The organism is Fulvimarina uroteuthidis, from assembly GCF_034321785.1.
Classification (GTDB): Bacteria; Pseudomonadota; Alphaproteobacteria; order Rhizobiales; family Rhizobiaceae; genus Fulvimarina; species Fulvimarina uroteuthidis.
Genome location: NZ_JAXLPB010000001.1, coordinates 1 through 23,453 on the forward strand (window position 1 = coordinate 1; position 23,453 = coordinate 23,453).

Consider the following 23,453-nt stretch of genomic DNA (forward strand, 5'->3'; position numbering starts at 1 on the left):
GCCCCGCGGCACCGAGCGGCTCCGCATCACGCCGACCCCCCTCCACGACGACACCCTCGTCGAGCACCTGAAGATCGCCCTCGTCGAAACCTGGCAAACCCTCGGAATCGCGTTCGCCTCCGACCGCCCGGATGCGGAAGAGTGTTCGTCCGAAGTCACACCGCTCGTCGTCTCGAAGGCCGGCGGCTGACCATCGGTCAGGGAGTCTCTTCCCCGACGCCGCCGCGACGATCTTTCCTCCGGATGCTGCGTGCGAGAAACGGCACGATCAGCGCGATCGCCATGAAGCGAACCACGTGGTGCGCGGCCACATAGGCCGGATCCACGTCGAACTGGAACGCCAGGACGGTCAGCGCCTCGAGCGCGCCGGGCGCATAGGCGAGCGCCACCTTGCCCGGATCGAGCGGCAGGATCAGAACGGCGACGAGACCTGCGAGCGCCGAAAACGCGATGCCGATCGCAAAGCAGATGACCGAGACCGGCAGGAGCGTTGCGAGCGCCCGCCTCTCGACACCGTAGATCCGCGAGCCGATGACGGTTCCAAGAAGGACCAGGCAGGGCAACGCGATGACGTCCGGCACCGGTACGGAGGAGAGTTCCGTGCCGTGCAGGACGGCGCTGCCGATCAGCGCGCCGAGCATCATGCCGCCCGGCAGCCGCACGAGAGCTCCGAACAGCGCGCTCGCGAGGCAGACAGCCAGCAGCACGGCGTAGTCGAACACCGTCCCGCCCGCACCTCGCGCCAGCTCCAGACCGCCGCCGCCGCCGCTCTCGAGCCAGGCGAGGAACGGCGTCAACGCCCCGATCAGGAGGAGAAGCCGCGCCGTCTGGACGATGAGCATGCGCTGCATGTCGGTGTTGGTGTCCTCGGCGGCCGCGACCACGAAGGCGAGCGCGCCGGGAAGGCTGGCGAACAGAGAGGTCTCGTGGTTCCAGCCGAGAAGGTGGCGCAGATAGACGTAGGTGCCCCCGGTGATGAGCAGGACGCCGGCCATCTGGATCGCGAAGGAAAACGGCCAGATCGCGAACTGGTTCACGACATCCGGCGTCACGCCGGAGCCGGCCTGGACGCCGAGCACGAAGAAGGCGATCTGCCGAAACGGTCGGGGCAAGCGAGTGTCGAGCCCCAGAACGCTGGCGATCGCGATCGCGACAAGCGGCCCCAGCAGCCATGCGACGGGCATGGAGAAAGCGGCGGCCAGCGCGCCGCCCGCCGCCGCCACGAGAAGCGCCACGGCGACCTGCCGGATGCGCTGCCGTCGCGCGCTCGTCATGACACCCATGGCTAGGCGTTCCGGCCGATCCAGTCGGCGATCCGGTCCGCGGCCATCTCGACCTCGTCCAGACGGCGGTGGAAACAGGCGCGCAGGAATTGCGGCCCGACCGGACCGAACGCGGTACCCGGCGCGAGCCCGACGCCCGCCTCGTCGATGATGCGGAAGGCGGCAGCCCGCGTGTCGGTGACGCCGTCGATCGCGAAGAACGCATAGAACGCGCCGGCCGGCGGCGTCAGGGACACCCGGTTCGTCGCCATGAGACGTTCGGAAAACAGATCGCGCGCCGTGTGGGCGCGGGCGATCTGCTCTTCGACGAACGGCTCGCCGTCGCGCAGCGCCGCGATCGCGGCCCGCTGCATGAACGGCGCGACGCCGGACGTCGAATATTGAATGAGATTGGCGATGACCGCCTCGAGTTCCGCCGGCGCCTCAATCCAGCCGATGCGCCAGCCGGTCATCGCCCAGTTCTTCGAAAACGAATTGACGAACAGGATCGTGTCGCTCTCGTCCATCACATCGTGGAAGGACGGGGCGCGCGCGCCGCCATAGTAGAACCGGCTGTAGATCTCGTCGGCGATGATCGCCGTGCCCGTCTCCCGCGCGATCGCGAGGATCGCCCGCAACTCGTCCTCGCTCGCGGTCCATCCGGTAGGGTTGGCGGGCGTGTTGACGAAAATTGCCTTCGTGCGCTCCGTCACCGCGCTGCGCACCTTGCAAAGATCGAGGTGCCAGGCACCTTCGACGGGCTCGAGCGCCACCTCCACCGGTCTTGCGCCCATCAGTCCCGCGGCGGCGGCGAAATTCGGCCATGCGGGACCGAAATAGACGACCTCGTCACCGGCGCCGGCCAGCGCGCCGATGGCGATCTGGATCGCCTGCATGCCCGACCCGGTGACGAAGAACCGCTCCTCGCTCTGGGGCCGGCCGTAAAGCCGCGCCGTATAGTCCGCGAGCGCCTGACGCAGCTCGGGAAGGCCGCGCTGATAGGTGTAGAAGGTCTCGCCGCGCGCAAGGCTGTCGGCGGCCGCCCGGGCGATGAAGTCAGGCGTCGGGAGATCGCCCTCGCCCGCCCACATCGGCAGCAGGCCCTCGCGGCCGAGCGCATACTGGATGACGGCGACGATCCCGCTCGCGGGGGCATTGAGAGCTTCGGAGCGCAGGCGCGACAGATGGGTCATGGGAAAACCGAACGGACAAGAGGTGAGGGAACGGAAGGCTCGTCGAGCTTCGGAAACGAGCTAGACCGGAACCGTTCCGGAGCCAACCCTTTCCGGCGCCCGGACCATCGGAAAACGCGAAAAACGCGCCAGCCTTGCCGGCTGCCGCGCCTGTCTTCGTCCGATGTCGCGCCGGGTCCGAACCGCGGATCGATCGTCCGGGCGTCAGCCGGCGAGCTTGGCCGCGATCTGCGCGATGCGCCTGCCCTGGAACTTCGCGCCGCCCAGATCGATCTCGCTCGGCTGACGCGAACCGTCGCCGCCCGCGATCGTCGAGGCACCATAGGGCGTGCCGCCGATAACCTCGCCGAGCTCCGTGAGCTTGTCGTAGGAATAGGGAAGCCCCACGAGGATCATGCCGTGATGCTGCAGCGTCTTCTGGATCGAGATCAGCGTCGTTTCCTGGCCACCGTGCTGGGAGGCGGTCGAGGTGAACGCACCGCCGACCTTGTCGATCAGCTTTCCGCCGGCCCACAGACCGCCGGTGCGGTCGAAGAAGGACTGCATCTGCGAACTCATATTGCCGAACCGCGTCGGCGAACCGACGATGATCGCATCATAGTTGGCAAGATCGTCCGGCTGGGCTTCGGGATGATCGGGATTGCTACGGAAACCGGCCGCCTTCACGACCTCCGCGGGGGCGGTCTCGGGCACGCGCTTGATGTCGACGTCGGCACCGGCTTCCCGTGCGCCCTCGGCAACCGCGCCGGCCATCATTTCGACATGGCCGTAGCTCGAATAGTAAAGAACGAGAACTTTCGTCATTCCTGTCACCTTTTCCGTGTCTCTATGCGTGCAAGGACGCACTTAGAATGAATGCCCGGGTCCGGCGAGCCCAAAAGTGGATGACGGAACGTCGCCTCCCGGTTGACGTTCGGCGCGCGATGCCGATCTCGTCCAGGCGAAACGACAAGGGCGAAATGATCGTGACCGAGCCAGTGCCTTCCACCGCCGCCATGCTCGCCATCGGCGACGAAATCCTGTCCGGGCGGACCAAGGACAGGAACATCGGCCATTTCGCCGAGGTCATGACGCTCGCCGGCATCGATCTTGCCGAGGTGCGCATCGTGCCGGACGACGCGGCTCGGATCGTCGAGGCGCTGAACGCGCTGCGAGCACGCTACGATATCGTCGTCACCTCCGGCGGCATCGGCCCCACCCATGACGATATCACCGCGGATGCCGTCGGCGCGGCCTTCGGACTGCCGGTCGGCGAGCATGAGGAAGCGGTCGAACGGCTCCGCTCCTATTACGAAGGCCGCGACCTGCCGTTCACCGATGCGCGCCGCCGCATGACCCGGACGCCCCAGGGGGCGAGCCTGATTGACAATCCGGTCTCCACCGCGCCAGGCTTTTCCATCGGCAATGTCCACGTCATGGCGGGCGTGCCGCACGTCTTCCAGGCGATGCTCGAAAATCTGGTGAAGAGCCTGCCGCACGGCATCCCGATCGAAAGCCGCGCCGTTGCCTGCCCGCTCGGCGAGGGCGATATCGGCGGTCCGCTGGCCGAGATCGCCAGGGCGCGCGACGGGGTATCGATCGGCTCCTATCCCCGGTTCGCCGAAGGTCGCTACACCACTGAGATCATCATCCGGTCGCGCGACCGGGCAAAGCTCGACGAGGCGGAACAAGCCGTCCGCGCCATGATCGACGCGCTGTCCTGATCGACGCGTCGCAGAAGCGGCCTTGCAAAGAACCGTCCGGCCCGCTTATCGGTGCCTTTCCTGAACCAACCCTTGAAGGCGCAACGCGATGACAGCGGTCGAAAAATCCTTTCCTGTCTCCTGGGACCAGTTCCACCGGGATGCGCGCGCGCTCGCCTGGCGGCTGTCCGGCTTGGACAAGGACTGGCGCGCGATCGTCTGCATCACGCGCGGCGGTCTCGTTCCGGCCGCGATCATCGCCCGCGAACTGGGCGTGCGCATGATCGAGACGGTGTGCGTGGCCTCCTATCACGACTATTCCGAGCAAGGTCAGCTGCAGGTGCTGAAAGGCGTGTCGGCGGAACTGACCGCCGATGGCGGCAAGGATGTCCTCATCGTCGACGATCTCACCGACACCGGCCGGACCGCACGGATCGTGCGCGACATGTTGCCCGCGGCGCATTTCGCCGCCGTCTACGCCAAGCCGATGGGGCGCCCGCTCGTCGATACGTTCATCACCGAGGTGAGCCAGGACACATGGATCTTCTTTCCCTGGGATCTCGGCCTGACCTTCCAGGCGCCGATCGGCAAGGAGACGAAGGGCTAGACGACGCCATCGCCCATGCTGGCCGGCAGCGCCGGAACAGTCGGCGGCGAGGCGAGACGAAGCTGCATCCGGATCGTCAGGCCGTCCGCGTTGAGCTCGCGTTCGATGGACCCCTTTAACTGGTTCGTCACGAGGATATGCAGCAGTTCGGATCCGAAACCGCTTTCGTCCGATTCGTGAGGGTCGAGGCGGGCCGCCTCGCCAAGATTGGTTTCCCGCCACAGAAAATGCAGACGCAGGTCCGTCGCCTCGGTCTCGCTCCACCATCGCAGCGAAAGGAACCCGTCGGAATTGGGGCGCAGCGCCCCGTGCTTGACGGCGTTCGTCACCAGTTCGTGGACGATCATCCCGACGAACACGGCCTCGTTCGCCATGATCGGCACGCTGGATCCGGCCATATGATAGCTTTCGGGCCTTGCGAGCGGCGAGAGCTCACGCTCCACCACGTCGGAGAACAAGACCGTACCGCCGGGCTGCCGGGCGATCAGGTCCTGCGTCGAGGACACCGTCGAGATCCGGTCGATGATTTCGAGCTTCAGGGGCATCAGCGCCTTGTCCCGCATCGACAGGGAGATCACTGCCTGGACGATGGAGAAGGCGTTCCGCGCCCGGTGCTGCAGCTCTCTTGCAACGAGCAGGATCTCGGCCTCGGCCGCCTCGCGCCGGGCGACCTCGAACCGGAGCTCGATCTCGCGCGAAATGAGTTCCGCAAGTTCGGCGAGAACGCCGATATCGTCGTCGCTCCAGGCGTTCGGTCGGTCATCGATCGCACAGAACGAACCGACCCGCTCGCCGGTCGGCAGTTTGATCGGCACGCCGAGATAGGCGACGACACCAAGCGCTTCGATGGCCGGATCGTCCTTCAGCCGAGCGTTGAGGCGCGAGTCGGCGACGACGATCGGCTTGCCCTCGGCCACCACGTCGCTGCACAGCGAATGGATGATCGGCGCTTCGCGCAGATCGGCCCAGGCTTCGGGCAGTCCGACCTCGCTCTTGAAAACCTGCCGGTTCGCTTCCATGAACGTGATGAAGGCGGACGGCACGCGCAGATATCGCGTGGCCAGACGCGCTATACGATCGAATTCGCGCTCGGGCTCGGGCCCGAAGATGCTCCAATCGGCCAGCCGTCCATCCTTCCATGCCATGAGGGGAGCCTCACAGGTTCAAGCGAGGTTTTGCCAAGTCTATCCTGTGTCGATCCCAAAGACAGCGGCCCCGCACTGCGTGTGGGCGTGCGACGACGCCAGGCCGGACGGGCGACAGATGCGCGTAAGCACCTGAAAGGCCGGTCTCTTCCCGTCCGTTACGGGGCTCGTTCGCGGTTTGCGCCATACCGTCGAACGATAACACCCCGTCCGGTCTTTCGAAGATTTCCACAGGCTTTTGTTCAAAAGCCGAAGTCGGTGGACATGTGTCGTTGACGATTTGCCCGAATCGCTTGGGCGACCTACTCTCGCAGCAAGGCAAGCGCACCGCAATCCGCGGCCGGAGGGCTCGCGGAAGCGGTGCATAAGTCCCGTCGAACCGTTCGGGTGACTGCGTTCAGACTCGCTTAAGCCTCTTCGTTCTACTATATATAGCGTCAGCGAACTCTCGGACGGGCATATGTTGTAGCTCCACTGGATGCCACGTCTGGCATGGTGGCTGTTCCAGTGACCATGCCGTCCCGGAGCCACTGCCACGAGCACAATTCAGAACGAACGAGGCCGTCATGGGCATGAAGATCGAACGCCGCTACACCAAGGCCGGCGAGAGCGCCTACGAGACCGTGGAATTCCGCAAGGCGACGAGCGAGATCAAGAATCCGGACGGCTCGATCGTCTTCCGGCTGGCCGATATCGACGTGCCCGCGCAGTTCAGCCAAGTCGCATCGGACATTCTCGCGCAGAAATATTTTCGCAAGGCCGGCGTTCCCGCCCGCCTGAAGCGTGTCGAGGAGAACGACGTTCCCTCCTTCCTCTGGCGCTCGGTCGCCGACCATGACGCGCTCGCCGAGCTTCCCGAAGACGAACGCTTCGGCTCGGAAATGGACGGCCGTCAGGTCTTCGACCGGCTCGCCGGCACCTGGACCTATTGGGGCTGGAAAGGCGGCTATTTCAACAGCGAGGACGATGCCTGCGCCTTCAGGGACGAGCTCGCCTACATGCTGGCGACCCAGAAGGTCGCGCCGAATTCGCCGCAATGGTTCAACACCGGCCTGCACTGGGCCTATGGCATCGACGGCCCCGGCCAGGGTCACTTCTACGTGGACTACAGGACGGGCGAACTCCGCGCGTCCGATTCGGCCTACGAGCATCCGCAGCCGCACGCCTGCTTCATCCAGTCCGTCGCCGACGATCTCGTCAACGAAGGCGGCATCATGGATCTGTGGGTGCGCGAGGCGCGTCTCTTCAAGTACGGCTCGGGCACGGGCTCCAACTTCTCGCACCTTCGCGGCGAAGGCGAGAACCTGTCCGGCGGCGGACGCTCGTCCGGCCTCATGTCCTTCCTGAAGATCGGCGACCGGGCGGCCGGCGCGATCAAGTCCGGCGGCACCACGCGCCGCGCGGCCAAGATGGTGGTCGTCGACATCGACCATCCGGACATCGAGAAGTACATCTCCTGGAAGGTGCGCGAGGAGGAAAAGGTCGCCGCGCTCGTCACCGGCTCCAAGACCGTCGCCAAGCACCTGAAGATCATCCTGTCGGCCTGCATCAATTGCGACGGGCCCGACGGCGACTGCTACGATCCGAACAAGAACCCTGCCCTGAAGCGCGCCGTCAAGGACGCCAAGAAGGCCCAGGTTCCGGAGAACTACGTCAAGCGCGTCATCCAGTTCGCGCGCCAGGGCTTCACCGACATCGAATTCCCGGTCTACGACACGGACTGGGACTCCGAGGCCTACCTGACGGTGTCCGGCCAGAATTCCAACAATTCGGTCTCCCTCACCGACGATTTCCTGCGCGCCGTCGAGAACGATGAGGAGTGGAATCTCGTCCGCCGGACCGATGGCAAGATCCACAAGACCGTCAAGGCGCGCGACCTGTGGGAGCAGATCGGCTACGCCGCCTGGGCCTCCGCCGATCCGGGCCTCCACTTCAACACGACCATGAACGACTGGCACACCTGCCCGGAGGCCGGCTCGATCCGCGCATCCAATCCGTGCTCGGAATACATGTTCCTCGACGACACGGCCTGTAACCTCGCCTCGCTGAATCTTCTCCAGTTCGTGGAGCGGAACGGCGAGATCAAGCGCTTCGATACGGCAAGCTTCGAACACGCGACGCGGCTGTGGACGATCGTGCTCGAGATCTCCGTCCTCATGGCCCAGTTCCCGAGCCGCGAGATCGCCCGCCTTTCCTACGACTACCGCACGCTGGGCCTCGGCTATGCCAACATTGGCGGGCTTTTGATGTCGGGCGGCATTCCCTACGATTCGAAGGAAGGCCGCGCCATTTGCGGTGCGATCTCCGCGCTCATGACCGGCATCGCCTACAAGACCTCCGCAGAAATGGCGGCCGAACTGGGCACATTCCCCGATTACGAGCGCAACGCCGAACATATGCAGCGCGTCATCCGCAACCATGCCCGCGCCGCGCACGGCATCGCCAACGGCTACGAGAAGCTCGCGGTCGATCCGGTTCCGCTCGACCATGCGAACCTTCCCGACAAGCGCCTGTCCGCCCGGGCCAAGGCCGCCTGGACCGAAGCGGTCGAACTCGGCGAACGGAACGGCTACCGCAACGCCCAGGTTTCCGTCGTCGCGCCGACGGGCACGATCGGCCTCGTCATGGATTGCGATACCACGGGCATCGAGCCGGACTTCGCCCTCGTCAAGTTCAAGAAGCTCGCCGGCGGCGGCTACTTCAAGATCATCAACCGCGCCGTGCCCGAGGCGCTGCGCACCCTCGGCTATTCGGAAGCCCAGCTCGCCGAGATCGAGGCCTATGCCGTCGGCCACGGCAATCTCGACCAGGCGCCGGCGATCAATCCGGGCTCGCTGAAGGCCAAGGGCTTCACCGACGAGCTGATCGGCAAGATCAACGACGCGCTGACGGCGGCCTTCGACATCAAGTTCGTCTTCAACCGCTACGTTCTCGGCGACACCTTCATGAAGGAGACGCTCGGCGTATCCGACGAGCAGCTGAACGATTTCACCTTCGAGCTCCTGCCCTTCCTCGGCTTTGCCAGGAAGGACATCGAGGCCGCCAATGTGCACGTCTGCGGGGCGATGACGCTGGAAGGCGCGCCGCACCTGAAGGTCGAGCACTATCCGGTGTTCGATTGCGCCAATCCGTGCGGCCGCATCGGCAAGCGCTATCTCTCGGTGGACAGCCACATCCGCATGATGGCCGCCGCCCAGCCCTTCATCTCGGGTGCGATCTCCAAGACCATCAACATGCCGAACGAAGCGACCGTCGAGGATTGCAACGCGGCCTATATGCTGTCCTGGAAGCTCGCCCTCAAGGCGAACGCGCTCTATCGCGACGGCTCCAAGCTGTCCCAGCCGCTCAACGCCTCGCTGATTGCGGACGAGGAGGACGAGGACGACACGGTCGAGGAGGTGACGGCCGCCCTCATGGCCGCGCCCCCGGCCGAGCAGGCGGTGCAGATCGCCGAGCGCATCGTGGAACGCGTCGTCGAGAAGGTCGTGCGCGACCGCGAGAAGCTGCCGAACCGGCGCAAGGGCTACACCCAGAAAGCCATTGTCGGCGGCCACAAGGTCTATCTGCGCACCGGCGAATTCGACGATGGGCGCATCGGCGAGATCTTCATCGACATGCACAAGGAAGGCGCCGCCTTCCGCGCGATGATGAACAATTTCGCCATCGCCATCTCCCTCGGCCTGCAGTTCGGCGTGCCGCTCGAGGAATATGTGGAGGCCTTCACCTTCACCCGCTTCGAGCCGGCCGGCATGGTGCAGGGCAACGAGGCGATCAAGAACGCCACGTCGATCCTCGACTATATCTTCCGCGAGCTCGCCGTGTCCTATCTCGGCCGGCACGATCTCGCCCACGTCCAGCCGGACGAGTTCGGCGCCTCCACCGTCGGGCGCGGCGTGGAGGGCGACAAGCCCGCCTCCCTGCCGATCTCGAGCGGCATGGTGCGCGGCCAGACCTCGAAGTTCCGTCTGGTCTCCTCCAGCGAGGCGCAAGGCGCGCTCGCGGGCAGCGACAAGCCGGGCAACGCCCGTCCCGCCGGCGGCGCCGCCCCGGTGACGACGGCCAAGGCTTCGAGCAATATCGCCCAGATCGGCACCAAGCCCGGCGCGGCGGGCGCGGCCAAGACGCCCGGCCCCCTCGCCGTCGTCTCCGGCGGCCAGGCCACGGCGTTCAAGCGCGACTACGAGACGGCGCCCGTCTCCGAACCCGCGCCGGTCGCCGACCAGTCGCCGGCCCATGGCCTGTTCGACCAGCCGCTCGCCTTCCCGGCGACCGGCAAGGACACGGCCAATGTCGCCAACGCCCGGATCTCGACGCCCCGCGCCCGCGATGCTGGCGGCGATGCTGCCCCGACGGCCAGCGCCGTCGCCCCCCAGGCCAACGCCACCGTCGGCGAACGCCGCGCCGTCGCGATGATGAAAGGCTACACCGGCGACAGCTGCACCGAGTGCGGCAACTACTCCATGGTCCGCAACGGCACCTGCCTGAAATGCGACACCTGCGGATCCACAAGCGGCTGCAGCTGATCGCCCGGAGGAGTACTGGCATACTGCGATAGGTAAGTTCGCCGAACGATATGGCGTTCGCCGCCGTCCCCGGATCGTCGCGATCTTGCGTCGGACCGGGGGACGGGTCGCGGCTGCAACCGTTCAAGGACGAGGAATGTCGCCTGACATGTCTCGTCCTTTTTCGTTCGGCCGGATCGGTGCGGCGTCCCTGGCGAGACGAGGACCGCGACCGGGACCGTATCATTGGATCTTTCATGTCGAACGACGATCCTTGCGGATAGGCGCGCGGCCCGCAAATGCGGTTCTGACGGCGGTCAGTCGGGAAGCCGAGACATTGCGTGCGATCGGACGCCCTTGCGGCGCACCCGATATCCGATGTCCGACAGCCGCGATCGCGGCGAGCCGGCAACGATCGTCTCAGGGCCGGCGCGATCGCACCGTTCGCGCCTTGCGAGCATCCCCGCGCGCGACGACCTTAAAAGCGGTAGCCGATGCCGGCGCCGACGAACACCATGTCGGCGTCGGACTCGAACGATGCGCCGCCGCCTTGGTAGACCTGCTCGGGAACGACGAGATATCTCGCGACCGCGTTGCCGAACCAGTCGCCGGAGATCCGATAGTCCGCGCCGGCCTGGATCAGGAGGCTGGTCTGGGCCTTCACGTCGAAGTCCGAAACACCCCTGGCCGGTTTTGTCGAGATCGGATGGGAGTAGCTGGCCCCGATGCCGACATAGGGGTTGAGCCGCTGATCGGGGAGGAAATGGTACTGGATCGAGCCTGACACCGCCGCGCTCCAGATCGTGCCGATCTCGAACTCGCCGATGATCGAGCCGACGATCCTCGGGCGCGTCCGCACGACGCCGGCCTGGCCCTCGACGGAGATCCGATCGGTCAGGAAGTAGGCGATCTGCAGATCGGGCAGGATCATGTCCGGCGTCTCGATCCGGCCGCCGATGAGGCCGACCGACGAGGTCTCGTCGACCGGAAACAGGCCGGCGATACGCGCCCGGACGAGCCAGTCGCCCGCCTCCAGTCCCGCAGCCTGTTCTTCGGTCGGGCGCGGCATCGGAATGGCAGCGTCCTGCGCCTGCGCCAGCGTTGCCGCCATCATCGTGCCGGTGAGGGCGAGAGCGCGGACAAGGCCCGGAAATCTGACAGTCGTGGAATGCATTTTCGAACCTGCGAGCGTCCCGGACATATGTGGATCGGGCATTGCCCGTGATGGATCTCCCTCAGACGCCGTCGGACCGTCGAAGGGGGCTTGCGAGCGGCGCAGCCCCTGCGCGCCATGCCGTTGCGAATGACCCGTAACACGGGCGTGTTAACACATCCTATAAGTAATATTCATGAGCGCTTTACGTGTCCGTGGTTTTCTGATGCTACAGACCGCATCCCTTGTCGGCCTGGTGTCGCGAACATGAAAACCGGCCAGCGAAAGCCCCGCACTTGAGACGCCCACATCCCATCCCGTTATCGAACCATCGCATCACCGGGCGATCGCGACCGAGTTTGCGCCATGCAGTTTGATCTCGAAACGCTTCATCTTTCGAGCGCGCTCGGCCGCTGCGCCTATCTGATCGTCTTCACCATCGTGGCGGTCCGAAATCCAGGCGAGCGCTGCCACTGGCACTGGATCGGCGCGATCTTCGCCTCGATGATCGGATCGACGATCATGGCGCGCGTGCCCACCACCCGATGGATGACGTTCGCCGAAGCCTGGGTCATCTACACCTTCTTCGCCGGCAGCCTCGCGCTGTCCTGGAGCGGACTGCGCGAGTTCCATGGAAAGAGCGTGCCGATCCGCACCCTGGCATGGATGATCTTCGTGCCGGGGCTCGTCTATGGCGGCATGATGCTGGCGGGCGTTCCCCTGCGCGTCGCGCTGTCGGCCGCCGTCGTTGCCGGCGCCGCCTATGCGGCTCTCGGCGCCTATGAGGCGGTGCAACGTTCGCAGGGGCAACGCCTGTGGTCGGCCTATATCGTGGCCGGGGCGCTCGGTTCCTATGCGGTGATGCTCTGTCTGACGCTGGTCCTGCTTGTCGCGACCGACATACCGATGAATTCCACCGAAAGCGCCACCGCCTCGATGATCGTCGACCAGGCATCCGGGATCCTGATCTATTTCGGCTATATCGCGATGGCGAACGAGCGTGCGCTTCTGACCATCGAGCGTCTGGCCTATACGGACCCGCTGACCGATCTCGTCAACCGGCGCGGCCTGCAGATCAAGCTGGCCCAGATCCATTCCAACGCGACGCCGGAGGGTGTGGACGGGGTTCTTCTGGTCGACATCGATCATTTCAAGGCGATCAACGACACCTATGGGCACGATGCCGGCGACGCGGTGCTCGCGACCTTCTCGCAGCGATTGCGCGACTCCATGCGCCGGAGCGACATCGTCGCGCGCTGGGGGGGAGAGGAGTTTCTCGTGATCCTGCCGAAGACCGGTTTCTCGGACCTGTTCGCGGTCGCCGAGCGTCTGCGTCGCACGATCGAGGCCGAGCCGTTCGCGCTTCCGGACGCCCAACCAATCCGGGTCACCATCAGCGTCGGCATCAGCGAAATGGTCTTGGATGGCTTCGAGGAAGCAATGCGGCAGGCCGACAGCGCGCTCTACAAAGCCAAGACCTGCGGCCGCAACCGGGTTTGCGGAACGCGACACGACCGGATCGCGCCTCTCGGCATGACGGCCTAGCGAACCTTTCGCACGGGCACCCTGTCGCTTCCGGTATCGCGAACGCACGTTTGATGGCTTTGCGCGCCCGTCTTCGAACGCCGCCGGCCTAAGTCAGGGAGGGTCGCCGGAAAGGGACGAAGGCGGAACCGGCCAGCCGTCGCCGTCCGCAAGTCGTGACTGCGCGGCGATGCTCAGGATGCGGCGGCGTTTCGACCGGCGTAGCGCTTTCGCCCCTTTGAACGTTTCGCTCCCGGCCGTCGGGCCCGCCCGGTCAGACGGACCGCGCCTTCACGAGATGAAACCGCACGAGGAGCCGTCTGAGGGAACGGCGAAACCCGTAATGGACCATGGCGTGCTGGTGCATGTCGAAACGTCCACGCTCTCCGCCACAGGACGAGCGCCCGACGATGATATCTGCAAGCATTGGATTCCTCCCGACAGTTTTTTCTAGTGTATTCCAAGAGACTTAACCGGACGTTGCGTCATGTTTCCGGCGGATGCGCGGAACCGGCGACGCGCCATCGGCTGTTTTCAATAAGGTGCACATCGTGCGTTTTTTCAACCCTTCGAAAGCGCACCTCGTGCATTTTTATTGCCAAGGGTCGGCGGTGCGTTCGGGCGTAACCGACGCCAGGCATTCGCGATTCCCGATTTTGCGCCGGCTTGCGCCTGGTTCGGCCATGGTTGACAGGGAAACCCGTTCCGGGGATTGCAACACGCGACGAACAAGACGCGCGACGATGGATGGAGTTGCCGATGACGCCCGCAGCATTCAGGACCTGGAGAAAGGGTCTCGGGCTCAAGCAGAAAGACGCCGCCGACAAGCTCGGCCTGAAGAAACGGGTGATCCAATATTACGAAAAGGGCGCGCGCGGCGGCAAGGAGGTCGATATTCCGAAGACCGTGGAGCTCGCCTGCTTCGCGCTTTCGATGGGCATCGAAGGCTATGACGGACGAACCCTGCCCGGCGTTGCCGAGATCACCGGCCCGACGTCCCCTTCGCAGTGATCGCGGCCGCCGTCAGCGTCCGGCGGGATCGCGAACGGGACGCGGAAGGCGACCGGTTCCGCCATGCCGCAAAATGCGCGGCTGTCCCCTTTCCCCGTGAACGACTTGTCCCTATAAGGCGGCCTTAGCCTTGAGACCTGTTTGCGCCGCGACCCGGGAACGCTTCTTTGAAAGCCCCGGTGCGGTTTTGCGCGCGAACCCCGTGAAGCGGATGAGAAGCCCATGCCCAAACGTACCGATATCCGATCGATCCTCATCATCGGCGCGGGACCCATCATCATCGGGCAGGCCTGCGAGTTCGACTATTCCGGCACGCAGGCCTGCAAGGCGTTGAAGGCCGAAGGGTACAGGATCATCCTCGTCAACTCGAATCCGGCGACGATCATGACCGATCCCGATCTCGCCGACGCGACCTATATCGAGCCGATCACACCCGAAGTCGTCGCCAAGATCATCGAGAAGGAGCGTCCGGACGCCCTCCTGCCGACGATGGGCGGCCAGACCGCGCTGAACACCGCCCTCTCCCTGCAGCGCATGGGCACCCTCGAGCGGTACAATGTCGAGATGATCGGCGCGAACGCCGAAGCGATCGACAAGGCGGAAGACCGCGCCCTGTTCCGCGAGGCGATGGCGAAGATCGGGCTGGAGACCCCCCGCTCGGTGCTGGCGAATGCCGCGGGCCCGAAGGCCGAGGACCGGAAGGTGCACGAAGACCAGCGCGACGAGATTCGCGCCCGGCTGCCCACGGGCGACGCGCGCAATACAGCTCTCGACGAACTCGAGGTCGCCTGGCAGCTCGGCCGCTCGGATCGCAAGCAGCGCTACATGAACCATGCGCTCGCGGCCGCCGCACAGGCGCTCGACGAGGTCGGCCTGCCCGCCATCATTCGCCCCTCCTTCACCCTCGGCGGCACCGGCGGCGGGATCGCCTACAACCGGCAGGAATTCTTCGAGATCGTCGAAACCGGGCTCGACGCCTCCCCCACGACGGAAGTTCTGGTCGAGGAAAGCGTTCTGGGCTGGAAGGAGTTCGAGATGGAGGTGGTCCGCGACCGGGCGGACAATTGCATCATCGTCTGCTCGATCGAGAACATCGATCCGATGGGCGTCCATACCGGCGATTCCATCACCGTCGCCCCGGCCCTGACGCTGACGGACAAGGAATACCAGATCATGCGGAACGCCTCGATCGCGGTTCTGCGCGAGATCGGGGTGGAGACCGGCGGGTCGAACGTGCAATTCGCGGTCAATCCGGAGACCGGCCGCCTCGTGGTGATCGAGATGAACCCGCGCGTTTCGCGCTCATCGGCGCTGGCGTCGAAGGCGACCGGCTTTCCGATCGCCAAGATCGCGGCCAAGCTCGCGGTCGGCTACACGCTCGACGAACTCGAGAACGACATCACCGGCGGCGCGACGCCCGCGAGCTTCGAGCCCTCGATCGACTATGTCGTCACGAAGATCCCGCGCTTTGCCTTCGAGAAGTTCCCGGGCGCCGAGCCGATCTTGACCACGGCGATGAAATCCGTGGGCGAGGTCATGGCGATCGGCCGCACCTTCGCCGAATCGCTCCAGAAGGCGCTGCGCGGCCTCGAGACCGGGCTCACGGGCCTCGACGAGATCGAGATCCCCGGATCGGGCGAAGGCGACGATCTCAACGCGATAAGGGCCGCGCTCGGCACGCCGACGCCCGACCGGCTTCTGATGGTGGCGCAGGCCATGCGCATGGGCCTGACCGACGGCGATATCTTCGCCGCCTGCAAGATCGATCCCTGGTTCCTTGCCCGCATCCGCGCGATCATCGAGATGGAGGCACGCGTACGGGAGCATGGCCTGCCGGAGGATGCGGACAATATGCGCTTCCTGAAATCCTGCGGCTTTTCCGATGCCCGTCTCGGCACGCTCGCCGGCGTGGAGGAGGCCGCGGTCACGAAGCACCGGCATGGGCTGGACGTGCGCCCGGTGTTCAAGCGCATCGATACCTGCGCGGCGGAGTTCGCCTCGCCCACCCCTTACATGTATTCGACCTATGAGCGCCCCTTCGCCGGCAAAGCACGCTCGGAGGCCGACGTGACCGATGCCAAGAAGGTCGTGATTCTCGGCGGCGGTCCGAACCGGATCGGCCAGGGCATCGAGTTCGACTATTGCTGTTGCCATGCCGCCTTCGCGCTCGGCGACGCCGGTTACGAATCGATCATGATCAATTGCAATCCGGAAACCGTCTCGACCGATTACGACACGTCGGACCGGCTCTACTTCGAGCCCCTGACGGCCGAGGACGTGCTGGAAATCCTGCATACGGAGAAGCAGCGCGGCACGTTGCACGGCGTCATCGTCCAGTTCGGCGGGCAGACGCCCCTGAAACTTGCCGAAGCCCTGGAAAAGGCCGGCATCCCGATCCTCGGCACCTCGCCGGACGCGATCGACCTGGCCGAAGACCGCGATCGCTTCCAGCGCCTCCTCAACGATCTCAAGCTCAAGCAGCCGAACAACGGCATCGCGCGCTCGGTGGACGAGGCCCGCACCATCGTCGACCGGATCGGCTATCCCGTCGTCGTTCGCCCGTCCTACGTCCTGGGCGGCCGGGCGATGGAGATCGTTCGCAACGACCATCAGTTCGAGCGCTACATGCGCGAGGCGGTCGTCGTGTCCGGCAAGTCGCCGGTCCTGATCGACGGCTATCTGAAGGATGCGATCGAGGTGGACGTCGACTGCCTGTGCGACGGCACGCACAGCTATGTCGCCGGCATCATGGAACATATCGAGGAGGCCGGGATCCATTCGGGGGATTCGGCCTGTTCGCTGCCCGTCCATTCCCTGTCCGCCGCGATCACCGACGAGCTCGAACGCCAGACGAAGGAGATGGCCGTCGCCCTCAAGGTCGGCGGGCTGATGAACGTCCAGTTCGCGATCCAGGGGGACGAGATCTTCGTCCTCGAAGTCAACCCGCGCGCGTCGCGCACCGTGCCCTTCGTCGCCAAGACGATCGGCAAACCGATCGCCAAGATCGCCGCGCGGATCATGGCCGGCGAGAGCCTCGACGAGGCGTTCGCGGCCTATGGCGGCAAGCCGGACATGACGAAGCTCACGCATATCGCGGTGAAGGAGGCGGTGTTCCCGTTTTCCCGCTTCCAGGGCGTCGACACGCTGCTCGGCCCCGAGATGCGCTCGACGGGCGAGGTCATGGGCCTTGCCGGCACCTACGCGCTCGCCTTCGCCAAGAGCCAGCTCGGTGCCGGCGTCGATCTTCCGCGCGAGGGAACCGTCTTCGTGTCGGTGAAGGATGCCGACAAGCAGCGCATCCTGCCGACGATCCGGCGCCTCAGCGAGATCGGCTTCTCGGTGATGGCGACGGGCGGCACCCAGAAGTTCCTGACCGAAAACGGCATCGACGCGGTGAGGGTCAACAAGGTTCTCGAAGGACGTCCGCACATCGAAGATGCCATGCGCAACCGTCAGGTCCAGCTGGTCTTCAACACCACGGAAGGCGCGAAGGCGCTTTCGGACTCCCTGTCCCTGCGCCGGGCGGCGCTGCAGCACAAGCTGCCCTACTATACGACGCTCGCCGGCATGGAGGCGGCGGCCGAAGCGGTCGACGCGCTGAAGACGGGCAATCTTGAAGTCAGGCCGCTTCAGTCGTATTTTACAGCCGCCTGAGGTTTTACGACAAGCGCGTCGGGGCCCCTCACGACAGGGCGCTGGCGGGGCTGTTTCAAAGTCCGATCAACCGGCTGGAACCGAGCGATGTCCCCATCGCCCGGGACGGCCTGTCTTTGTATTCCGGATCCGCTCGACCGCGCGTCGGACGGGACCGCACGAACGATAAAAAGACGCGCCGGCCCGTGGGCCGACCGTATCGAAAGGTGGAGTTGCGAAATGCAGAAGGTCCCGATGACGACCAAGGGTTTCGAAACGCTGAAGGAAGAGCTGCGCCGCCGTCAGCAGGAAGAGCGTCCGCGGATCATCCTTGCGATCTCCGAAGCGCGCGCCCACGGCGATCTGTCCGAGAATGCCGAATATCACGCGGCCAAGGAATCGCAGAGCCTCAACGAGGGCAGGATTTCCGAACTCGAAGACTATACGGCCCGCGCCGAGGTGATCGACGTTTCGCGATTGTCGGGCGACAAGATCAAGTTCGGCGCGACGGTCAAGCTCGTCGACGAGGAGAGCGACGAAGAGCGTCTCTACCAGATCGTCGGCGATCAGGAGGCCGACGTGAAGCAGGGCCGGATCTCGATCTCCTCGCCGATCGCCCGCGCGCTCATCGGCAAGCAGGAAGGCGACACGGTCGAGGTCGCGGCTCCGGGAGGCGCACGCTCCTACGAGATCCTCGAAGTTCTCTGGCGGTAGCCGATCTTGAACCACCGGACCGGTCGCAGGAGAGGTTCGGCGCGTGACGTGATCGTCATCGCGCCGAACTTCAAGCGCCGCCTTTCGGGCGTCACCTCCACCATCGTCCAGCTCCTGCCGCTTCAGGCAAGGCGGATCGCCATCGCATCGATGGGGCCCGACGTCCTGCCCGCCGCGATACCCCGCCTGCCCTGGACCGCCCTGCCCGCCCTTTGGGCACGCCCGCGCGAAAAGCCGTTTCGCATCTGGCACGCGCGCCGCAACACCGAAATGCTGCCCGGCCTCGTCATGCGCGATATCCTGCGCATGCCGCTGAGGCTCGTCTTCACGTCGGCCGCTCAACGGGAGCATTCGGCCTACACCCGCTTCCTCATCGGGCGCATGGACGCCGTGATCGCGACATCCGAACGAAGCGGCTCCTATCTGAAAGTGCCGCACACCGTCATTCCGCACGGCATCGATTGCGAGCGCTTCACGCCGGACGGGCCGATGCCGAAGCTGGACGGCAAGCTCGCCGCGCAGCTTAAGGGAAAGCGCGTCGTCGGCTGTTCGGGCCGCATTCGCCACCAGAAGGGCACCGACCTGTTCGTCGAGGCGATGATCGCGGTCCTGAAAGACCGGCCGGACTGGGTCGCCGTCGCGACCGGTCGCACCACCGCCGAACATCGTGACTTCGAAGCCGGCCTGAGACGCCGGATCGCAGAGACCGGAATGGGCGAGCGCATCCTGCTCGTCGGCGAGGTGGACGACATCGCGCCCTGGTTCCGCCGGTTCGATCTCTACGTCGCGCCGCCGCGCAACGAGGGTTTCGGACTGACGCCGCTCGAAGCCATGGCGAGCGGCACCCCCGTCGTCGCGACGGATGCAGGTGCCTTTCGCGAGCTGATCGTCGAGGGAGTCACCGGCTCCGTCGTCGACGCGTTCACGGGAGACGCGATCGCCCGTGCCGTCACCCCGCTGATGGACGATCCGGCAAAACGCGATGCTGCCTCGCATGCGAGCCTTGCCCATGTGCGGACGCGCTTTCCGCTGGCGCGGGAGGCCGGCGAGATCGCAGCCGTCTACGACGCGCTCTGGTCGCGGGAAAATTCCGACAGATCGACGCGCGGCTGGCGAAACTCGTAGAACGTTCCGCGCCCCAGATGCAGCGGCACGAGCCGCAGATGGGTGAGAAAGCGGCGCCAGCCGAAAAGCCAGTTTTCCGGCCGCGCGCTCGAAGGCGGGCGCGGCGTGTGGATCTGCGTGACGGTCCGGATCCCGGGGTCGATCCCGTTGCGGTGCAGGATTTCGGCTTGAACGGCGAGCGCCGGCTCCATCTGCGTGATGTCGAGGCGGCCGCTGGCATAGAGAAATGCGTCGGCCGGCGCGGCGTGCCGATCGAGATCGGCCAGTGCCTTGCGAGCGCCTTCCGGCGAGATGATGTAGGCGGCGGCCCCGGCCTTGTCGCGTGCGACGTCGAACATAACCCCGTCGCTCGCATAGCGGCGATAGAACTTGCGCCGTGCGAAATATTCCAGATTGATCAGGTCGAAGGCCGGCAGCGTGCCGGCCAGGACATCCGGCAGGCGCGGCGACAGGACGGCATCGTCCTCGAAGATGGCGATCGGCGCGTTCGTCTCCATCGCCCGTTGCCACAGGCCCGCATGGGACAGGAGCGCGGCGACCTCGGTGCGCGTCATGGGACGCTCCCAGCGATCGTGCAGGGCCTCGAACCGGACCTCGTCCACATCGTCCGTCGAGATGGCCGCGAACCGGGCCAGATCGAGACCGAGGCGCTCTGCCTGGCCTTCCATGAACGCGCGCCGCTCGCTAGCGCGGGAAAGATTGATGTAGGCTGCAGCGATCATTCCCGGTCTTTCAACTCAGTCGTTCCAGGTGGCCGGGAAGAGCAGGATCAGGACCGTCACCAGCTCGAGGCGCCCGAGCAGCATGGTGACCGAAAGCACCCACAGCGCGCCGTCCGGCAGGGACGAGAAATTGCCCGCCGGCCCGATCACCTGTCCGAACCCGGGCCCGACATTGGCGAGCGCCGTCAAGGTTGCGGTGAACGCGGTGATGAGATCAAGCCCATACATGGACAGGATCACGGTTCCAAGCAGCAGCGTTCCGAAGAACAGGAAGAAGTAGATGGTGACGGTCTGGACGCCTTCCGGGGCGATCTCGTTGTTGCCGTATCGCATGCGGATGACGGCGTTGGGGCGGACGAGACGGCGGAAGTTCGCCTCGACGACCTGATAGAGGATGTAGAGCCGGTTCGCCTTGATGCCGCCCGTCGTGGAACCGGCACATCCTCCGAGGAACGTCGCCAGGAAGAAGACGCCGATCGCCGCGTTCGACCAGAGCGTATAGTCCTCGGACGCGTAGCCCGTCGTGGTGATGATCGAGACGAGGTTGAACGCCGACGAGATCATCGCCTCGTCGAACGGTGTGCCGTTGATGATCCGGCGCGAGATCGCGATGGTCAGGCTCAGCACCAGGCAGAGCGTGAGGAAGACCTTGATCTGGGGATCGCGCCACAGATGGAACCGGCGCGGCAGGAAGGCCCGGATGTAGATGACGAAGGGCAAGGCGCCGAGAATCATGAACAGGGTCGCCGTCAACAGGATCCGGTTGTCGTCGAAATAGCCCATGGACAGATCATGGGTGGAGAACCCGGCCGTCGCCACCGTCGTCATGGCGTGGTTGACAGCATCGAAGAACGACATGCCGAGACCGGTATAGGCGACCGTGCACAACATGGTCAGCACCATATAGGCCGCGACCAGCCCGCCCGAGAGCTGGTTGATACGGGGCAGGACCTTGTCCGACTTGTCGGAATTTTCCATGTGAAACAGCGCCATGCCGCCGGTTCGAAGCGTCGGCAGGATGAGCAGCGCCATGCCGATGATGCCGATGCCGCCGATCCACTGCAGCAGCGAACGCCACATCAGAATGCCGCGCGGCAGTGCGTCGAGCCCGGAGATGACCGTCGCGCCCGTGGCGGTGATTCCGGACATGGATTCGAAGAAGGCGCCCGCCGGCGTCAGATTCACCGAGGAGACGTAGAGCGGAACCGTCCCGACGACCGCCCCGAACACCCAGACCGAGGTGACGATCAGGAAGCCAAGTCGCTGGGTGAAGCGCGGCTTGTCACCCCGCGTCGCCATGAAGACCAGGGCGCAGAGCATGCCGATGAGGGCGCTCGAGCCGACGAACACCTTCCAGTCCTGATTGTTGTCGGCAATATCGACCAATGCGGGAATCAGCATGGCTCCGGCAAGGGCCAGGCCAAAACTCGACGTCACATTGGCGATCGTCTTGAAAATTGCCGACTCCCCTTCTGCAACGCTGTGCTTTTCGGGTTCCGGGGTGGCCGGCCCTCGAACATGTCTCAACCGGATACAGACTGGCGGACGAGGCGGCAACGGCGAAAGAGCGCGCGCAAGCGCACTTGTTGCTGCCCTGCATCCCTTTCGTTCCGGGGAGCGGGCGAAACCGGTCAGTCGGTCCAGGTGGCGGGAAAGAAGAGAATGAGCACGGTCACGAGCTCCAGCCGGCCGAGCAGCATCGTCGCCGAGAGCACCCAGAGCGCACCGTCGGGGATCAGCGCGAAGTTGCCGGCCGGCCCGATCATCTGGCCGATTCCCGGGCCGACATTGGCGAGCGCCGTCAGCGTTCCCGAAAAGGCCGTGTCGAAATCGAGACCGAAAAGGCTCAGCGCCACGGTGCCGATCATCAAGGTGCCGAAGAACAGAAAGAAGAAGATCGTGATGGTCTGCACGGCTTCGGGCGCGACCTCGTTGTTTCCGTATTTCAACCGGACGATCGAATGCGGCCGCACCAGCCGGCGGAAGTTCTGCGCGACGAGCTTGTAGAGGATATAGAGCCGGTTGGCCTTGATGCCGCCGGAGGTCGAGCCGGCGCATCCGCCCAGGAAGGTGGCGAAGACGATGATGCCGACAGCCGCGTTCGACCAGAGCGTATAATCTTCGGAGGCATAGCCGGTCGTCGTGATCACGGAGACGAGATTGAACGCCGAGGACACGAAGGCCTCCTCCAGCGAACTGTCATTGTAGATCCGTCGCGTGATCGCGATCGCCACCGTCAGCACCAGGCAGATCGTCAGGAAGACCTTGATCTGGGGATCGCTCCACAACTGGAAGCGTCGCGGCAGGAAGGCCCGGATGTAGAGGACGAAGGGCAAGGCGCCGAGGATCATGAACAAAGTGGACGCGATCAGGATTGCGTCGCTGTCGAAATAGCCCATCGACAGATCGTGGGTCGAGTAGCCGCCGGTCGAGAGCGTCGTCATTGCGTGGTTGATGGCGTCGAAGAACGTCATGCCAAGGCCCGTATAGGCGACGGAGCACAGCAGCGTCAGCGTGACATAGGCGGCGGCGAGACCTCCGGACAGTTGGCCGACCCGCGGCAGGACCTTGTCCGACCGGTCCGAGCTTTCCATGTGGAACATGGCCATACCGCCGGTCCGCAGCACCGGCAGGACGAGAAGCGCCATGCCGATGATGCCGATGCCGCCGACCCATTGCAGCAGCGAGCGCCACATCAACACGCCGCGCGGCATCGCATCGAGCCCGGCAAGCACCGTCGAGCCCGTCGTCGTCAGTCCCGACATAGCTTCGAAGAAGGCGCCCGCAAAGGTGATCTCGACGGACGAGATGTAGAGCGGGACCGCGCCGATCAGCGCGCCCACCAGCCATACCGACGTGACGATGAGAAATCCGAGGCGCTGGGTGAAGCGCGGGCGATCACCCGCGGTCGCTGCCGATACCAGCCCGCATATCGCGGCGATCAGGACGCCGGACCCGACGAAGACCTTCCAGTCCTCGTTCCTGTCCGAAATGTCCACGAGAGCAGGAATCATCATCGTTCCGGCCAGCACCAGACCGAAATTCGAGGTGACGTTGGCGATCGTCCTGAAAATGGCGAGATTCCCCATAACCGAAACGCCTTGCGGGGCATTCCATCCCTCTGCGTGGCGCGCGCACAGTTACAGGCAGTCGGAACGGCCCGCAACGGCACGGCTTGTT

Annotated in this window: 17 protein-coding genes and 1 pseudogene; 9 read left to right on the forward strand and 9 right to left on the reverse strand. The window is 65.1% G+C overall.

Annotation, left to right across the window (positions count from 1 at the left end; translation table 11 throughout):
* Window positions 1-190: pseudogene (locus tag U0C82_RS00005) on the forward strand (5-aminolevulinate synthase); the annotation flags it as partial.
* A 7-nt stretch (window positions 191-197) separates the two neighbouring features.
* Here the strand turns inward: U0C82_RS00005 and U0C82_RS00010 are convergent.
* The 3 genes from U0C82_RS00010 to wrbA all read right to left on the reverse strand — a co-directional run bounded on the left by U0C82_RS00010 (window position 198) and on the right by wrbA (window position 3,259).
* Window positions 198-1,283 carry an AbrB family transcriptional regulator gene (locus U0C82_RS00010; RefSeq protein ID WP_322184625.1) on the reverse strand — a complete coding sequence of 362 codons (1,086 nt, stop codon included), beginning with the start codon at window positions 1,281-1,283 and terminating at the stop codon, window positions 198-200.
* A 2-nt stretch (window positions 1,284-1,285) separates the two neighbouring features.
* Window positions 1,286-2,455 (reverse strand): pyridoxal phosphate-dependent aminotransferase, encoded by a 1,170-nt coding sequence (locus U0C82_RS00015; RefSeq protein WP_322184627.1) that lies wholly within the window; start codon window positions 2,453-2,455, stop codon window positions 1,286-1,288.
* Between the two features lie 204 nt (window positions 2,456-2,659).
* Window positions 2,660-3,259, reverse strand: a complete 600-nt coding sequence (gene wrbA, locus U0C82_RS00020; RefSeq protein ID WP_322184629.1) for an NAD(P)H:quinone oxidoreductase — start codon at window positions 3,257-3,259, stop codon at window positions 2,660-2,662.
* A 161-nt stretch (window positions 3,260-3,420) separates the two neighbouring features.
* Between wrbA and U0C82_RS00025 the strand changes: the two genes are divergently transcribed.
* Both U0C82_RS00025 and gpt read left to right on the forward strand, forming a co-directional pair.
* Window positions 3,421-4,158 (forward strand): competence/damage-inducible protein A, encoded by a 738-nt coding sequence (locus U0C82_RS00025; RefSeq protein ID WP_322185945.1) that lies wholly within the window; start codon window positions 3,421-3,423, stop codon window positions 4,156-4,158.
* Between the two features lie 88 nt (window positions 4,159-4,246).
* On the forward strand, window positions 4,247-4,744 hold the full coding sequence (gene gpt, locus U0C82_RS00030; RefSeq protein ID WP_322184630.1) for a xanthine phosphoribosyltransferase: 498 nt from the start codon (window positions 4,247-4,249) through the stop codon (window positions 4,742-4,744).
* Here gpt and U0C82_RS00035 read toward each other — a convergent pair.
* Window positions 4,741-5,889 (reverse strand): sensor histidine kinase, encoded by a 1,149-nt coding sequence (locus tag U0C82_RS00035; RefSeq protein ID WP_322184632.1) that lies wholly within the window; start codon window positions 5,887-5,889, stop codon window positions 4,741-4,743. The genes gpt and U0C82_RS00035 overlap by 4 nt on opposite strands.
* A 572-nt stretch (window positions 5,890-6,461) precedes the next feature.
* On the opposite strand from U0C82_RS00035, the gene U0C82_RS00040 reads away from it, so the two are divergent.
* Window positions 6,462-10,412, forward strand: a complete 3,951-nt coding sequence (locus U0C82_RS00040) for a vitamin B12-dependent ribonucleotide reductase (protein ID WP_322185946.1) — start codon at window positions 6,462-6,464, stop codon at window positions 10,410-10,412.
* A gap of 457 nt (window positions 10,413-10,869) precedes the next feature.
* Here U0C82_RS00040 and U0C82_RS00045 read toward each other — a convergent pair whose 3' ends face one another.
* The gene (locus U0C82_RS00045) at window positions 10,870-11,565 is read right to left on the reverse strand and encodes an OmpW/AlkL family protein (RefSeq protein ID WP_322184634.1); all 696 of its coding nucleotides are present in this window, start codon (window positions 11,563-11,565) and stop codon (window positions 10,870-10,872) included.
* Window positions 11,566-11,910: 345 nt separating this feature from the next.
* Here U0C82_RS00045 and U0C82_RS00050 point away from each other — a divergent pair, with 345 nt between their 5' ends.
* Window positions 11,911-13,089, forward strand: coding sequence for a GGDEF domain-containing protein (locus U0C82_RS00050; protein ID WP_322184636.1), 1,179 nt, complete (start codon window positions 11,911-11,913; stop codon window positions 13,087-13,089).
* A gap of 253 nt (window positions 13,090-13,342) precedes the next feature.
* On the opposite strand, the gene U0C82_RS00055 is transcribed toward U0C82_RS00050, so the two are convergent.
* Complete coding sequence (locus tag U0C82_RS00055) at window positions 13,343-13,495, reverse strand: hypothetical protein (protein WP_322184637.1); 153 nt, start codon at window positions 13,493-13,495, stop codon at window positions 13,343-13,345.
* A 332-nt stretch (window positions 13,496-13,827) separates the two neighbouring features.
* Between U0C82_RS00055 and U0C82_RS00060 the strand changes: the two genes are divergently transcribed.
* The 4 genes from U0C82_RS00060 (at window position 13,828) to U0C82_RS00075 (ending at window position 19,551) form a co-directional block, all read left to right on the forward strand.
* Window positions 13,828-14,079 (forward strand): helix-turn-helix domain-containing protein, encoded by a 252-nt coding sequence (locus U0C82_RS00060; RefSeq protein ID WP_322184639.1) that lies wholly within the window; start codon window positions 13,828-13,830, stop codon window positions 14,077-14,079.
* A 222-nt stretch (window positions 14,080-14,301) separates the two neighbouring features.
* Window positions 14,302-17,733 carry a carbamoyl-phosphate synthase large subunit gene (gene carB, locus U0C82_RS00065; protein WP_322184641.1) on the forward strand — a complete coding sequence of 1,144 codons (3,432 nt, stop codon included), beginning with the start codon at window positions 14,302-14,304 and terminating at the stop codon, window positions 17,731-17,733.
* A 219-nt stretch (window positions 17,734-17,952) separates the two neighbouring features.
* A complete protein-coding gene (gene greA, locus U0C82_RS00070; RefSeq protein ID WP_322184643.1) occupies window positions 17,953-18,426 on the forward strand; it encodes a transcription elongation factor GreA in 474 nt (157 codons plus the stop codon).
* A 6-nt stretch (window positions 18,427-18,432) separates the two neighbouring features.
* Entirely contained in the window at window positions 18,433-19,551 is a 1,119-nt protein-coding gene (locus tag U0C82_RS00075) for a glycosyltransferase family 4 protein (protein ID WP_322184645.1), read from the forward strand.
* Here the strand turns inward: U0C82_RS00075 and U0C82_RS00080 are convergent.
* From U0C82_RS00080 to U0C82_RS00090, 3 genes are all read right to left on the reverse strand, one after another.
* On the reverse strand, window positions 19,488-20,273 hold the full coding sequence (locus U0C82_RS00080; RefSeq protein ID WP_322184647.1) for a glycosyltransferase family 25 protein: 786 nt from the start codon (window positions 20,271-20,273) through the stop codon (window positions 19,488-19,490). The genes U0C82_RS00075 and U0C82_RS00080 overlap by 64 nt on opposite strands.
* Window positions 20,274-20,288: 15 nt before the next feature.
* On the reverse strand, window positions 20,289-21,674 hold the full coding sequence (locus U0C82_RS00085) for a TrkH family potassium uptake protein (protein ID WP_322185947.1): 1,386 nt from the start codon (window positions 21,672-21,674) through the stop codon (window positions 20,289-20,291).
* 230 nt (window positions 21,675-21,904) lie between these two features.
* Complete coding sequence (locus U0C82_RS00090; protein ID WP_322185948.1) at window positions 21,905-23,302, reverse strand: TrkH family potassium uptake protein; 1,398 nt, start codon at window positions 23,300-23,302, stop codon at window positions 21,905-21,907.
* Window positions 23,303-23,453 lie beyond the last annotated feature (151 nt).

What these genes read in the sequence shown, in the direction of transcription:
- greA (WP_322184643.1), top strand. Translation starts at nt 17,953, where the DNA reads ATGCAGAAGGTCCCGATGACGACCAAGGGTTTCGAAACGCTGAAGGAA.
- U0C82_RS00060 (WP_322184639.1), top strand. Translation starts at nt 13,828, where the DNA reads ATGACGCCCGCAGCATTCAGGACCTGGAGAAAGGGTCTCGGGCTCAAG.
- U0C82_RS00045 (WP_322184634.1), bottom strand. Translation starts at nt 11,565, where the DNA reads ATGCATTCCACGACTGTCAGATTTCCGGGCCTTGTCCGCGCTCTCGCC.
- U0C82_RS00080 (WP_322184647.1), bottom strand. Translation starts at nt 20,273, where the DNA reads ATGATCGCTGCAGCCTACATCAATCTTTCCCGCGCTAGCGAGCGGCGC.
- wrbA (WP_322184629.1), bottom strand. Translation starts at nt 3,259, where the DNA reads ATGACGAAAGTTCTCGTTCTTTACTATTCGAGCTACGGCCATGTCGAA.
- U0C82_RS00010 (WP_322184625.1), bottom strand. Translation starts at nt 1,283, where the DNA reads ATGGGTGTCATGACGAGCGCGCGACGGCAGCGCATCCGGCAGGTCGCC.
- U0C82_RS00055 (WP_322184637.1), bottom strand. Translation starts at nt 13,495, where the DNA reads ATGCTTGCAGATATCATCGTCGGGCGCTCGTCCTGTGGCGGAGAGCGT.
- carB (WP_322184641.1), top strand. Translation starts at nt 14,302, where the DNA reads ATGCCCAAACGTACCGATATCCGATCGATCCTCATCATCGGCGCGGGA.
- U0C82_RS00040 (WP_322185946.1), top strand. Translation starts at nt 6,462, where the DNA reads ATGAAGATCGAACGCCGCTACACCAAGGCCGGCGAGAGCGCCTACGAG.
- U0C82_RS00015 (WP_322184627.1), bottom strand. Translation starts at nt 2,455, where the DNA reads ATGACCCATCTGTCGCGCCTGCGCTCCGAAGCTCTCAATGCCCCCGCG.
- U0C82_RS00035 (WP_322184632.1), bottom strand. Translation starts at nt 5,889, where the DNA reads ATGGCATGGAAGGATGGACGGCTGGCCGATTGGAGCATCTTCGGGCCC.
- U0C82_RS00085 (WP_322185947.1), bottom strand. Translation starts at nt 21,674, where the DNA reads ATGCTGATTCCCGCATTGGTCGATATTGCCGACAACAATCAGGACTGG.
- U0C82_RS00050 (WP_322184636.1), top strand. Translation starts at nt 11,911, where the DNA reads ATGCAGTTTGATCTCGAAACGCTTCATCTTTCGAGCGCGCTCGGCCGC.
- gpt (WP_322184630.1), top strand. Translation starts at nt 4,247, where the DNA reads ATGACAGCGGTCGAAAAATCCTTTCCTGTCTCCTGGGACCAGTTCCAC.